Genomic DNA, 13500 nt, shown 5'->3' with positions numbered 1-13500 from the left:
GTGTTGAATGTTAAGATTTTGAGGATATTGTCCAATTTGTGCATTGGTATCAGTGATACCAAATTTGAGCAATTAATGACTCTATTCTCAATAGACAATAGGTTTTACCTGGGTAAAACGCCAAGATTGTAAAGTTTTATTCCAGGATTCAACACTTGTGATATTTAGATAATATAAAATTTTACATAATTACTTCTAGTCCATGCTATAAAATAAATTAGAGTGGGAATTGGTAATTGGTAATTGGTAATTGGTAATTGGTAATTGGTAATTGGTAAATTTAATCCTGAAAATCCTCACATCCTGAAAATCCTGATTCTGACAATCAATTTATATTTTTGAGTTCTTATGCAAACCAAAAACAAATTCTCCTGGTTTGATGTATCTGATGAAGTCAAAGAACTATTAATATTAGCCGCCAAAACATGGGAAAATACAGAAGAATCAGCCAAATATATGCAGCAAGCTTTAGCTAAAACCGGAGAAAATACAGATGTTTTAGTTGCAGCTTACAGATATTTTTATTACAAAAATAATTATAGTTTAGCACTGACAACAGCCGAAAAAATAATTGCTAAAATCAAAGAAATAGAGAATTTACCTCATAATTGGGAAGAACTGCAACCAATCCTACAGCAAAGAAAAGAAGAACCCAATATCAGATTATTCTTAAATGCTTATGCTGCTTCTGGTTTAGTTGTAGCTAAACTAGGAAAGTTAGAACAAGCTAAAGAAATCAGTACCAAAATTCAAGGTATTGATAATAAAAATGATTTTGGTGCTAGTATTCTTTTCGATATTTTAACCCGTCCCCCAGAAGAAGACGAATAATTCTTAATTCGTAATTACAGATCACAAAATTACTAATCATGAACAATTGGTTTTCTCTCAACCCAATATCTTATCAATTTTTGTCATTATCTACACCTAATACCATTATTTTACCAGGACAACCGGAAAAGCCTCCAATTCCTGAAATTAGAAATCCTCAAGCTAATCCTCCTATGGTTTTTTTACCTAAATATTCACAGTTTACACTCTAGATTGATACGATATAAATTATGCAAGGTCAGGATTGGTTTATCTCTGGAGATGGAAAACATCAAATTTGTAAATCCGCGAGAGACTGGGATTTATTACGTGATAATTATCGCCTTTATCGCTTTCTTACGGAAGTAGAAGATGTTCTCAATCAAGTTGAGGATGAATCAACTTTTCTTCCTCAACTGAGAATGTTAGTGAGGCGATTAATTATTAATTCCTATTGGGTACAAAGTCAAGTTTTAGAACCAGATCCGAAAACCGGAACATCAGTTTTATTATTATACGATGAATTGGGTTTTCCCTTAACAGTGCAAACAGTCACATTTGCACCAGGAACAACTTCTAATATTCATAATCATGGAACTTGGGGAATAGTCGCAATATTAAAAGGTCAGGAGAAAAACACATTTTGGCGACGTAATCCCACAGATGAATTTCCTGATAAAATTGAAAAAGTGGGAGAACTAAATTTACAACCTGGTGATTTAATTAGTTTTACACCTGAGACAATACATCAAGTTCAAGCTGTGGGTAATGAACCTACGGTTACATTTAATATTTATGGTGAAACCGATCCTAAAGAAAGATTTGAATTTTATGTAACTAATCACATTGCTAAAAAATTCTAATTTTTTTAAATGGTAGTGGCAAAAAGAGAAATAACACATTATTTTGATAAATATAGAATCCTAAATGAATGATTTATTTTTTCATCTGCGTTTATCTGTGTTCATCTGCGTTTAATGATTTCCCATCCAAAAATCAAACTTGAAACCTATAGGAGAAACAACAATGGCCAGAGTAATTTTCTATGAAAAACCAGGTTGTAAAAACAACACCAGACAGAAAGTATTACTCACAGCAGCAGGTCATCAAGTGATAGCATATAGCTTATTAACAGAACCTTGGACAAAAGAAAGATTAAAATCATTTTTTGGCGATCGCCCCGTAATTGAATGGTTCAACAAAGCTGCACCTAGCATCAAATCAGGAGAGGTAAACCCGGAAAAAATTGACGCAGAAACCGCTTTAATGATGATGTTGAGAGATCCCCTATTGATCCGTCGTCCTTTATTAGAAGTAGGGGAGCAAAGAGAAGTAGGTTTTGATGTCGAAAAAATTGACGCATGGATAGGTTTAAAACCCGTGGATGAGTCTTTTAAAGCAATGAGTGAAAATTTAATGCAGCAAGACTTACAAGGTTGCGCTCATGGAAATAATCACGAACACCACCATCATAGGGAAGGTAGTTGTAAAAATCACGGTTAGAGGTTGTTTGAAAACTTTTTCGTGTGGGATTTGACACCCGCAGATCCCCCTAAATCCCCCTTAAAAAGGGGGACTTTGAGGAATTTAGTTGTTTGGTTTCGCTTTCAATAAGTCATCCGTGATAGCATAGATGGCAATTATTTCATTTAACATACACCCCTCCTTTTTTTCTGACTGGAGGGGATTTTATTACTTTATTCACCCACTGCCTTCACAAAGTACAGCTTTAGCGATCGCTCTTCCCCGTAACTAGCAACTTGGGTTATTACCCTGTTTATCAGCATCTACCTACCATCAGGGTAACATCTATAAAATCAGTGATGAGTTTGATATTTTCTACTTTAAGCTGTTTGTTTTGCATCATATTCAACATTTCCCCAACTTTCAGGAAGAATTGTAACCCAGGAAATAGGAACAGAAACTACATCTAGAGTTTCACCACTTTCAAATACTTCTAAAATATATCCTGGTTCTGGTTGAGTTTTCGTAGGATTGAGATGATCCAAAACAACCCCCCTATTACCAGCTTTGACTAGGCTGTTAGGAACATCTTGTTTTAGTTCTACCCACTGAAATAGGGTGGCTGTTTTCATGGTTTAATTCTCCCGTGATCTATCAGGTTTTAAAGTTATAAATCTTAAAAATTCTGTTCCTTCATCTTGTTGCCAGATAGTGATCACCCTAAGCAAGTGGCCATTTGGACCTAGCCATTGACTTTTTATAGCAAACTGAGTTCCATAATCAGTGGGAGTCACTTCTGCGATTTCAGAACCTATTACAGCTTTTATTATATCGTTCTTTAGCAGTTCCCAGTTCTCCAGGTTATATCCAGCCAAAGCTAGATATCCTGACTTGTCACTTTTCGGTTGATACACAAGTAAGTATTTGGTAATTTTAGCATCTTGAATTACCAATCTGTCTTGTGGTGTATTAAATTGTTGGTTCATTATAGTTAGTTAAGATAGTTTTTTATAATAACCTTATTATACTTTTAAACATCAGTATTTGTCAATCCTTGTGACTGACAAAATCAAGGGATAAAGATCATCAATAAATCCTTACCCCTTAATATTATTAATTAACTCCCAAAACCTAAGCCCCTACAGCCTCCTTAGCTGCATATAAAACTTCAGCAGAAATATCCTTAACTCCCCGTTCACGGGCAAACTTTTCCGTATTTCGCTTTACTTTCCCCCGCACAAAACCAGGAATTTTATTCAATTCTGCTAACCCATCTTTTGTCCAATGCAAATCAGATTCCGCAGAAATTCCTTTAGTAATTACCTCTTTTGTATCGTGTCCACCAAAGATTTCTAACAGATGATCTTCCATTCCCAAAGTGAAGGAATTGTAGATTAAATCGGTGATTTGATTTGTACCTTCATAACCCATAAATGGTTTGTAACCTATGGGGAAATTTTGCACATGAATAGGTGCTGCAATGACTCCGCAGGGAATATCTAAACGTTTACCTACATGGCGTTCCATTTGTGTTCCGAAAATGGCAGATGGTTCAACACGAGCGATCGCATCACCAATTTCTCCATGATCTTCGGTAATTAAAACCTCATCGCAATATTCGCTTACCTGTTCTCTAAACCAGTCAGCATCATATTTACAATAAGTACCCGCCCAAACTACATGAATTCCCATTTCTCTGGATAAGATTTTAGTAATAGCCGCAGCATGGGTACTATCACCAAAAACCACCGCTTTTTTACCTGTTAAATTCTGACAGTCAATAGAACGGGAAAACCAAGCAGCTTGGGAAACATATAAAGTTTGTTCGTTGATAAATTCCTCATAGTCAACATTTGCACCTTTTGTATTGAGCGAAGTCGAAATATGTTGATTAATTACTTGTTGAATTTTGCGGATACATCTAGCAGTTTCCACCACTCCCATCGGGGTAATATCTACAAAAGGTGTACCAAATTCTGCTTGTAAATAATTAGCAGTTAATAACCCCAATTCCCGATAAGGAACTAAATTAAACCACGCTTTTGGTAAATTCTTTAACTCATGAACAGAAGCACCTTCAGGAATCACAGCATTAACTTCAATTCCTAAATCAGCCATTAATTTTTTCAGTTCTGTGCAATCATGATTATTATGAAAACCCAAGGTGGAAATACCAATAATATTTACTGAAGGATTTTCAGTTTTTGAAGTTGGTAATTCGTCTTTTTTCCGCGCTTTTTCAATGTAATATTTGACAATTTGATGTAAAGTTCTATCTGCTGCTTGCAGTTCATTCACACGATAATGATTGACATCTGCTAACAACACATCACCTTTTGCATCCATTTGCGCCCGATCTACAAAGTTTTGTAAATCTTCTTGTAAAATACTCGATGTGCAAGTAGGAGTTAAAACAATTAAATCTGGGTGTTCTTCTGCATCCTTGCGGGTGATATTTTCTACTACTTTTTCTTGAGAACCACGCGCTAAAACATGACGATCTACAATACTAGCTGTAACTGGTGTAAAATCACGTTCTCTGGATAACATCGAACGCATGACGTTAAAATAGTCATCTCCTAAAGGAGCGTGCATAATAGCGTGAACATTTTTAAAGGAACTAGCAACCCGTAAAGTACCAATGTGAGCAGGTCCAGCATACATCCAGTAAGCTAATTTCATTCAGTCTTCTCCCTTTATCACTCAAGTAACTATGAGTTTTTGATTATTATTTTGATGATTAACTTGGATTGTCGCAAAACTTTTGGCTATCAACAAATAAGCTTTTTTAAGTAAGTGAAGTTAACTTCTCGGTGTTAGCAAATCTTAGCATTGCTCAAAGGTAGTCATAGATAGGATTTCGGGGATTAAGTGCTAAAATTTTTCCATAGTTTAAGTAAAGAAGTCTTAATATTTTGATAAATATTTTGATAAATATTTTTATCAGTTTTTAGAGATATGTAAAGTGTTTTTTTGTTATCATGTATTTATGGTGTAATTATCCAGTAAAAAAATAATGGTTAAACTACCCTTTCCTTCTACTTTTATTCTTCCTTTAACTAACGGTGATAAACTTAATCGTTATGAATTTGAGCGCCGTTATGATAGTACAAGTGATATAAAAAAAGCTGAACTAATCGAAGGAATTGTTTATATTATGCCTGCTGCTTTACGTTTACAAAGTCATGGAGAACCTCATGCTCACATATTGATATGGATGGGGAATTATAAGGTTTTTACTCCTAGTCTAAAATTAGCAGTTGAACCTACAGTGCGTTTAGACTTCGATAACGAACCTCAACCGGATGCAGTTTTGATTATTACACCAGAAGCAGGTGGACAAACTAGAATTAGTGAAGATGATTATATTGAAGGTGCGCCGGAATTAGTAGTAGAAATTGCTGCTAGTAGTGCAGCTATTGATTTACATGGTAAAAAACAAGCTTATCGTCGTAATGGTGTGAAAGAGTATATTGTTTGGCAAGTTTTAGAGCAAAAATTAACTTGGTTTTGTTTAGAACAAGGTGAATATTTAGAATTAGTTGCTGATGAAAATGGTATTTTAAAAAGTCGTGTGTTTCCAGGTTTATGGTTAGCAGTAAATGAGTTGTTAACAGGTAATATGTCTGAGGTTTTGCAGGTTTTACAAGCAGGTTTACAGTCTGTTGAACACGCGGTTTTTGTTAGTAAATTAGGTAATGGTTAGAGTTTTTAAAAACTTTTGTTTTGATATTTGCAATAGCATAATTACGACGGGATTCCTCCCACAGTTCAGAATTATAGGATTTGATTAATGATAGTGCTATTGGTTGTAATTGATAACACCATTTAGGACTATTAATTGGTCGGTTTGGTTGATCTGGATTTTCCACCACCAAACCCATTTGTACAAACTGGTGCATTGTTTGTCGTCTTACTGTTTCTCGTGTATTTGGTGCGTATTGTTTCCCATAAAAATCACGAAACCAATCCATCATTTCTGTAATTCTGCGTTTAGGTGCTGTTGCTTGATTCCAAGAAGTTTCTGGTCGAATATCTGCTAATGCGAGTAAACATAATGCGGATCTTTCGTTTTGTTGTTCTTTGGGTGCAGCAATTTCTTTCAGAATATTCATTGCTTCTTGAATACGTTTACTAGCTGCAATTGCGTTGATTGTTTCACTCATAATTGATAGATTTTTATTGACAATATCATCTAATTTATCTTGATCAAATCCAGATTCATTAATTTGTTTTCCCAGTTGAATTAAATCATCTTTACATGGATATTTAACTTTGCGTAAGTCTGTAGCATTAACTTGTGTGTTACCGCTAAAAAGTCGAAAGTATTGCTCAAATAAAGTTGAATTGAGAAATGCTGTTAACCCTTTTGCTAAGTTGATATTTATTCCCTTTCCTTGTGCATGATAGTAGTTAATATGATTCTCTATACCCAATACTGGGTAATCTATAGGGTAGGATACAGCAGCAACAACACGACGTTTTTCTTCTTTAGCAGAAAACCTTTTAGTTAAAACATAACAACCTTGGGGAATCAACCATTTTTGTGTTTCTTGAGTGTGAACAATAGCAATTGATTTTTTTGGATTTTGGGGAGGAAATAGAACTTTTCCTGGTTTAATAGATTCTGGATAAATTAGGGGAACTGTTTGATCATTTAAAAAATTTCTCAAAGCTGATTTGAGACGAAAATCTACAACTGGACCCGTGGATATTTCTAGACCTAATTCTTCTAAGGTAGATGGAAATTTATCCATTTGCACTTTTAAAGTATCTTCTAAATAGTTAGTAATAATATGGATAAAATTCTCAGGATTATCTTTTTCTATAATTTGATGATATGGAACAAGTCTAATTTCGGAAACTTGATCTAGTTCTATTTCTGAATTAATACTGATTTGAATATAATTATCTTGATATTCTGTTTTGATAGCATGAAAAATAATATTTTCTTGAATAATATTATCTTCTGCAAAGACTAAATCACGACTATCAAAAACATGAATTTTTTGCAGTGACATTTTCTGTAAAAACGCTTGACGAAATGGGCGGAAATAAGCACCATTACAAAAACTTCTGGGAGTAATTGCCACTATTTCACCATGTTCTGCAAGCTGTAACATTGTCAGCCAAACAAATGCACTATATAAATTTACTGTTTCAATTCCTAGTTTTGATAATTGTTTTCTTTCAATCGATTGACTGTTGATTTTTTTGTAGGGTGGATTGATAATTGCATGGGTAAAATTTTGAGAAGCATTATTAAAAAGCGGTAAATTATTTGCTGTTAGACTATTAATAAAGCTTTCCTGTTTTACACTATAATCGGCTTTAATTCCTTTGTTTTCTAAAGCTCGACAACATTCTATCAGACATTTTTCTAAGGATGATATAAATGTTGATTCTATTTCATAAGCTGTGAGAAAACAACTTTCAACCTGATGGGAATTTAGCAACAGTTGTTCTACAAACGCAGCAGTTAAAGTCCCCACACCAGCACCAGGATCAAGTAAACTAATATGACCCGATAAATTATTAAATTGTCCTGCCATAAATTTCGCAACTGTAGCAGGAGTGAGAAATTGACCTAATTCACTTCTTTGAATTAAGTTCAATTTTGCAGATAAATTTACCCCGGTTATATCTGTTAAATCTGTGATATGACTGATCATTCCTCATACATAGATAAATGATTAGATAAATAATTTAAGTTATCAGACCCCAACTTGATTAAACAAGTCAAGGATCTGAAAAAATTACTTAATTACTTGCGGAAAATTTCCACTTTTTCTAACACGACATCTTGATTAGGGCGATCGCGTTTTGTAGGTACATTAGCGATTCTATTGACGATATCCATACCTTCAACTACTTGACCAAAAACACTGTGTCTTTTGTCAAGATGAGGTGTTGGTCCTTCTGTAATAAACCATTGAGAACCATTAGTTCCAGGTCCTGCATTAGCCATTGACAAAATACCTGGTTCATCATGCTTCAATTCAGGATGAAACTCATCCTCAAATCTATATCCTGGTCCACCAGTACCCCAACGATGAGACATATCAGGATAACGACTTAAAGGATCACCGCATTGAATCATAAAATCGGGGATGACACGGTGAAAGCGAACGCCATCATAAGCGGGAGTACCAAGCATAGATGCACCGGTTTTAGGATCTTTCCAGTCAATGTTTCCGGTAGCTAAACCGACAAAATTTTTAACAGTATTGGGGGTTCTATCTTCCTCCAATTTAACTACAATTTCACCCAAGGAAGTCGTTAAGCGGGCGTGAAGTTGTCCATCACCGGGAATATTAATATCTGGAAAGTTCATTAGTTTTTAGCTATCCTGTTTTCAAAACTGCGCGTGTTTGATATATCGTAGGCTAATTAACACTCACATTGCAAGTTTATATATCAAAAAATTTCTCTAGCGATTTGTCTATTAGACATCGACCGAATTTAAATATGTGTAGCCTGAAACCCTTGTAGGGACAATTCATGAATTGTCCTTACATTCATTTTCATCAAATGTCTATTGAGGCAGAACCTCATATATTTCATTACTTGTCAGAGACAGGTAACGAGAAATAAGGAATTTATTCACCTAAATTAATCGCTGGATTTCTCTTAAAAAATCCCCTTGGCATCAGTTTAAAACTTACTTGATGTCGTGGCATTACAGGCCAATCTTCTGGACGAGGAACATGAGTCATACCCATTGTGTACCACACAACAATATCTTCATTTTCTAAAGATTCATTATCAGCAATATATTTCGGTAAACCTTCTCCGAGTGATGTTTGATTTGGATAATCACCACCTGCATACATTTCATCGGTTTTATATTTTGTTACCCAAAAATGATGAGTTGCAAAACTAGCTTTTTTTCGTATTTTTGCCCCTTCTACTGCATACAAAATTGTATTTGCTCCTGGCATTAATATATATGCAGGTGCAACCCCTAAATGATTCTTTTTATCTGCACTGGTAATCATCCATTCTCGACTGTGTTTAATATCTGCATCACGCACTGCTTCTGTTTCGGTTTTTAATAATGTATCTTCAACTGTAATGGCATTTCCTAAAGGATTTTGTTCACTGATAGGTAAATTATTAACATTCATTTCCATCACATTATTATTTTGCCCATCAACATCTAAATCTAAGCGATAATTGAAAAAGTGCTGATGATTGACACCAAAGATATTTTTAGCTAATAATCTTCCCAAAGAATTGCTAGATTGTTTTTCGTCATATGTGCCTTGAGATAACACAATTCCCGATAATTCATTTTTTATTTCTAAACTTCCATCTTGGTGAAATATCCAATTCAAAGTATAATCATAATTATCAACTGTTGTAATCATTTTCATGACTAATTCACGATTACGACAGACATAATTTTTTTGAGTGTTAAAATCAAAATGTTTCCAAAGTATGCCGTTATCTCTTTCATAAATACCTATGACTCCCGGCATAGTATAAGGTTCACCTTCACCATTAGCAAAAGTGGCATTTAATAAAACTCCATTTTCAGGAATTTCTTGACCTAATTTTAGTTGATTTGCTAATAAACCAATATTGTATTCTCCCACATCAAAGGCGTTACGAAATGACCAATTTGGATTTGGATCACCGTAAGGAACTGCCATTTCTGAAAGACTTCCACGATATAAAACAGGTCTGATTTTTTCGCCATCGTTATATTTAACAAGATACAAAACCAAGCCTTCACGGGGGTGCATTAAATAACGAAATTGCCAACCTTGCCAAGTAATTTCATTACCTTGAATTTTGAATGTTGTACCTTCTGGTTGAATGATTTTTAAAGGTTTAGGTGGTGGTGTTAATTTATTGAAAGCTTTAATATCATAGTCCCAGTTTTCTTGGGAAATAGGAACTACACCATGATCTACAAAACTAGAAACTTCTTCTTTATTTAAATCAATAGTGACTAAAACACCTTCGATGGGGCGTGAGAAATAATTCCAATGTTTACCTTGATAATAGGATAAGGCACGGCAAATTCTATGACCATTTTTTGCTTCTGCTGAAGTTAATATTCCTGCTCCCCAACAACTTATTTGTATTTGGTTAAAATCTTTAATTCCTCGTTTTTTCATTGCTTGTTGCCAGCGCGGATCAGATTTCACAACTTCTCTGGCTATTTCATAATCTGCGGGTAAAATAGCAGGTTGAACATGAGGTATTTCTTGCCAGTTAGTTAGGGTTTTGGTTATTAAATCAACTGTCGCTGTAAAAGTTTTATTGTGTTCCCGTTCATAAACTTGCAAAAAAACACGGCGGGTAAATTTTTGCCCAGGTTGAAAATTCAAGACTTGGCTTTTATCTGGTTCTTGTAATGTAATCATGGGAAAAAATGTTGTGTTGCTTAATGGTTTTTCCCGTTTTAATACTTCTACTGCGGTGGTAATTTCTGTCTCTGTTAAGGGGTTGAGGGGATGGGTAATAAATGATTTTTGATTTAATTCTTGAGCAAATGTAATATGAGGAAATATCAGGGTTAGAGAAATGATCATCAATAAGTTAATAGCCAGTTTTAACAGGTTTTTTGGGCGGGCAGGATGCCCACCCCACAAATATGTATTTTTTGTTGCTGGAATGTGGGAAAAATAATTGAGTTTTTGCATCATACTGTTTGAGAAGTCAGTAGAGTTAATGAATATCTATTGATTTCAAAACTATTACTCATAAACAGTATAATTAGCAGAAAATGAATATAAAGAATAAAAATATCCCCAACTTCTTTAAGAAGTCAGGGGTATGGATTATACAATATCTTGTTGGTAATTTAAAAGCCTTGTAGCACAAGAATTTTATTGCTGATAGCTGATAGCTGATAGCTTTTTACTATGCAGAAACTAATCTCCGCAAAGATTCGGCACGACGTTTAGCTGTGGCGTTATTAGGTGCAATTTTGAGTGCGGTTTCATACATTTCCAACGCCTGAGCAGTTAATTTTTTCTTTTCGTAAGCATGGCCAAGATTATTCAACGCTACTACATAATCTGGTTGCAATTTTAATGCTTCTTTGTACTGCCTAATCGCTAAATCATATTGTTCTTGGGCAAAGTAAACATATCCCAAACCATTGTAAACTGGGGCAATGTTTTCTTCTCCCTCTTCTTCGGCGGCTTTGATAGCTTTTTGAAATAGGGGTATTGCCTGGGTAAAAACTTTTTTTTCAGAATAAATACTAGCTAATTCGTAATATTCTTGTGCAGTACCTTTTTCTTTTGTCAATTTGGTTTTCAACTGGGAAAGAGAATTTTCAAGTTTACGAGTTTTGAAAATCTGACGAAAAACACTCACTCCCGCAAATAGGAGCAAACCGACGAAAACTGAAAGATAAATGATTACTAGATTGTTATCCATTGGTTGCAAATACAAATATTAAACTTGCTTTCTCTATCTATTATCAACTTTCTGGGAAAATGAGAAAATAAATAAATTAAGAATTAACAATAAAAATTTCTCCCTTATCAATTATCAATTATCAATTATCAATTATTCTAGTCCCCAATAGTTTGTTCGTTCTTTGAGCCAACCTGTGGTTGTGTAACGAGCGATCGCTTCATTTATTCCTCGCCTTAATTCATCGTACTGCAATCCTTTGGGCATGACTACAGATAATGGTTCTGTTGATAATTTGGTTGGCAATATTTGATATTGGGGATATTCTTGTACCCAACCACTTAAAACGCTGACATCAGCCGCAAAAGCATCCACTTTACCGCTTTCTATTTGCTCTCTTCCCTGGGCGTAGGAATTAACACCGACTAATTCAGCATTAGGTATAAAGTATTTTATGTATGAGATAGTGCTGGAGTGATTGAGTACAGCAATTTTACGTTTTGCTAAATCCTGAAGTTTTTTGATAGCGGTATTTTTTGTAACTATTGCTGTACCATCGTAATAGTAAGGAACACTGAAGCTAACTATGCGGGAGCGTGATTCAGTGGCGGTAACTCTGGCGATCGCCATATCAACTTGATGATCAAAAACAGCAGGTAAGCGATCGCTATTAACTACAGATTGCAATTTCACCGCATCCGGTTTACCTAACAAATCACTAGCCAAACGCTTGGCTAAATCAATCTCTAACCCTTGTAAATTGCCGTTTTCATCCCTAAATCCCAAAGGACGGACGTTATCCTTAACCGCCACAGTTAAATAGCCTCGTTGCTGAATTTCTGCCATAGTCGCCGCAGAAGCAACCAAATCTATCTCCCCATAGAACAGGCAACAAATGATCATAAAGGTAGCGGATAATACCAGATGTAACTGATTCATAATTGACCTTCGCTTCTTTACGAGACGCTGCTATTAACTTTTCAAAACGTTTAACAACTTTTCACAAAACGTTTAATTTTGTTTAATTCTGTTTAATTTTGAATTTTCAGCAGAATTTATCTGTTACATCCGTTATTCATCCGTTGCCACCTTTATCCTTTGGCAGAGTTTGCCAGTTCAGCCACTTTAGCGAAGCTTGCAGGATCAAGAACTGCCAACTGTGCCAACATTTTACGGTTTAGGTCAACATTAGCTTTTTTCAGATTACCAATTAACTGGCTATAGCTCAAACCATGTTGTCTAGAAGCCGCATTAATACGGGTGATCCACAGACGACGAAAATCGCGCTTTTTCTTTTTGCGATCGCGGTACGCACTGCGAAGCGCCTTCATCACCTGTTGGTTAGCGGTTCTAAACAGAGTAGAGTGAGAACCACGAAAACCCTTAGCTAATTTGAGAATTTTATTGCGGCGTTTACGAGCTACATTACCGCGTTTTACACGAGTCATTTTTTACATTACCTGAAGGATTTACAAATAAGGAAGCATTAAACGCACGTTTTCTTCGTCGCGTTCATGAACAACTGCCATTTTAGACAAATTGTTCTTTTTGCTAGAGGACTTATGCTCTAACAAGTGATTTTTGAAAGGTTTACGACGCACGATTTTACCGCTACCAGTGGCGCGGAATCTTTTCGCTGCTGCCTTGCGAGTCTTGAGTTTAGGCATGGGATGGCTTTGAATCAACACAATCTACAATTATATACCAATAAAACTCAAATTAACCAACATTTGTCAATAATTACAGCAGTTATCAGAGGGAACAGGGAATTGGGAATTAGGAAAACTCCTACCCAGTCACCAGTCCCCAGTCCCCAGTCACCAGTCCCCAGTCACCAGTCCCCAGTCC

At 35.3% G+C, this 13500-nt stretch carries 15 protein-coding genes; 5 read left to right on the top strand and 10 right to left on the bottom strand.

All coding sequences use genetic code 11. The features are described from left to right. Positions 1-348: 348 nt before the first annotated feature. The 4 genes from PN497_RS10425 to PN497_RS10410 all read left to right on the top strand — a co-directional run bounded on the left by PN497_RS10425 (position 349) and on the right by PN497_RS10410 (position 2313). Entirely contained in the window at positions 349-831 is a 483-nt protein-coding gene (locus tag PN497_RS10425; RefSeq protein WP_096568005.1) for a hypothetical protein, read from the top strand. 38 nt (positions 832-869) lie between these two features. Further along, a complete protein-coding gene (locus PN497_RS10420) occupies positions 870-1043 on the top strand; it encodes a hypothetical protein (protein ID WP_272110066.1) in 174 nt (57 codons plus the stop codon). 18 nt (positions 1044-1061) lie between these two features. Further along, entirely contained in the window at positions 1062-1673 is a 612-nt protein-coding gene (locus PN497_RS10415) for a cysteine dioxygenase family protein (protein WP_096568003.1), read from the top strand. A gap of 163 nt (positions 1674-1836) precedes the next feature. After that, complete coding sequence (locus PN497_RS10410) at positions 1837-2313, top strand: ArsC/Spx/MgsR family protein (RefSeq protein WP_096568002.1); 477 nt, start codon at positions 1837-1839, stop codon at positions 2311-2313. Positions 2314-2654: 341 nt separating this feature from the next. Here PN497_RS10410 and PN497_RS10405 read toward each other — a convergent pair whose 3' ends face one another. The 3 genes from PN497_RS10405 to bchB form a co-directional block, all read right to left on the bottom strand. Continuing rightward, entirely contained in the window at positions 2655-2906 is a 252-nt protein-coding gene (locus PN497_RS10405; RefSeq protein ID WP_096568000.1) for a DUF4926 domain-containing protein, read from the bottom strand. Positions 2907-2909: 3 nt separating this feature from the next. Further along, entirely contained in the window at positions 2910-3260 is a 351-nt protein-coding gene (locus PN497_RS10400; protein ID WP_096567998.1) for a DUF6883 domain-containing protein, read from the bottom strand. A gap of 145 nt (positions 3261-3405) precedes the next feature. Beyond that, on the bottom strand, positions 3406-4956 hold the full coding sequence (bchB, locus tag PN497_RS10395) for a ferredoxin:protochlorophyllide reductase (ATP-dependent) subunit B (protein WP_096567996.1): 1551 nt from the start codon (positions 4954-4956) through the stop codon (positions 3406-3408). Positions 4957-5290: 334 nt separating this feature from the next. Here bchB and PN497_RS10390 point away from each other — a divergent pair, with 334 nt between their 5' ends. After that, positions 5291-5980 carry a Uma2 family endonuclease gene (locus tag PN497_RS10390; protein WP_096567994.1) on the top strand — a complete coding sequence of 230 codons (690 nt, stop codon included), beginning with the start codon at positions 5291-5293 and terminating at the stop codon, positions 5978-5980. On the opposite strand, the gene PN497_RS10385 is transcribed toward PN497_RS10390, so the two are convergent. The 7 genes from PN497_RS10385 to rpmI form a co-directional block, all read right to left on the bottom strand. Further along, positions 5958-7946, bottom strand: a complete 1989-nt coding sequence (locus PN497_RS10385; protein WP_096567992.1) for an Eco57I restriction-modification methylase domain-containing protein — start codon at positions 7944-7946, stop codon at positions 5958-5960. The genes PN497_RS10390 and PN497_RS10385 overlap by 23 nt on opposite strands. A gap of 92 nt (positions 7947-8038) precedes the next feature. Beyond that, entirely contained in the window at positions 8039-8608 is a 570-nt protein-coding gene (locus PN497_RS10380) for a peptidylprolyl isomerase (protein WP_096567990.1), read from the bottom strand. 265 nt (positions 8609-8873) lie between these two features. After that, complete coding sequence (locus PN497_RS10375) at positions 8874-10817, bottom strand: primary-amine oxidase (RefSeq protein WP_096572678.1); 1944 nt, start codon at positions 10815-10817, stop codon at positions 8874-8876. A gap of 331 nt (positions 10818-11148) precedes the next feature. Then, entirely contained in the window at positions 11149-11673 is a 525-nt protein-coding gene (locus PN497_RS10370) for a tetratricopeptide repeat protein (RefSeq protein ID WP_096567988.1), read from the bottom strand. A 132-nt stretch (positions 11674-11805) separates the two neighbouring features. Beyond that, positions 11806-12591 carry a transporter substrate-binding domain-containing protein gene (locus PN497_RS10365; protein ID WP_096567986.1) on the bottom strand — a complete coding sequence of 262 codons (786 nt, stop codon included), beginning with the start codon at positions 12589-12591 and terminating at the stop codon, positions 11806-11808. Between the two features lie 152 nt (positions 12592-12743). Then, positions 12744-13100, bottom strand: coding sequence for a 50S ribosomal protein L20 (gene rplT / locus PN497_RS10360; RefSeq protein ID WP_096567984.1), 357 nt, complete (start codon positions 13098-13100; stop codon positions 12744-12746). Between the two features lie 21 nt (positions 13101-13121). Next, the gene (gene rpmI / locus PN497_RS10355) at positions 13122-13319 is read right to left on the bottom strand and encodes a 50S ribosomal protein L35 (RefSeq protein WP_096567982.1); all 198 of its coding nucleotides are present in this window, start codon (positions 13317-13319) and stop codon (positions 13122-13124) included. Between the last annotated feature and the right edge of the window lie 181 nt (positions 13320-13500).

The sequence above is a fragment of the Sphaerospermopsis kisseleviana CS-549 genome (assembly GCF_028329225.1).
GTDB lineage: Bacteria > Cyanobacteriota > Cyanobacteriia > Cyanobacteriales > Nostocaceae > Sphaerospermopsis > Sphaerospermopsis kisseleviana.
The sequence above is the reverse complement of the archived record's forward strand: the minus strand, read 5'-3'. Positions and strand labels throughout refer to the sequence as shown.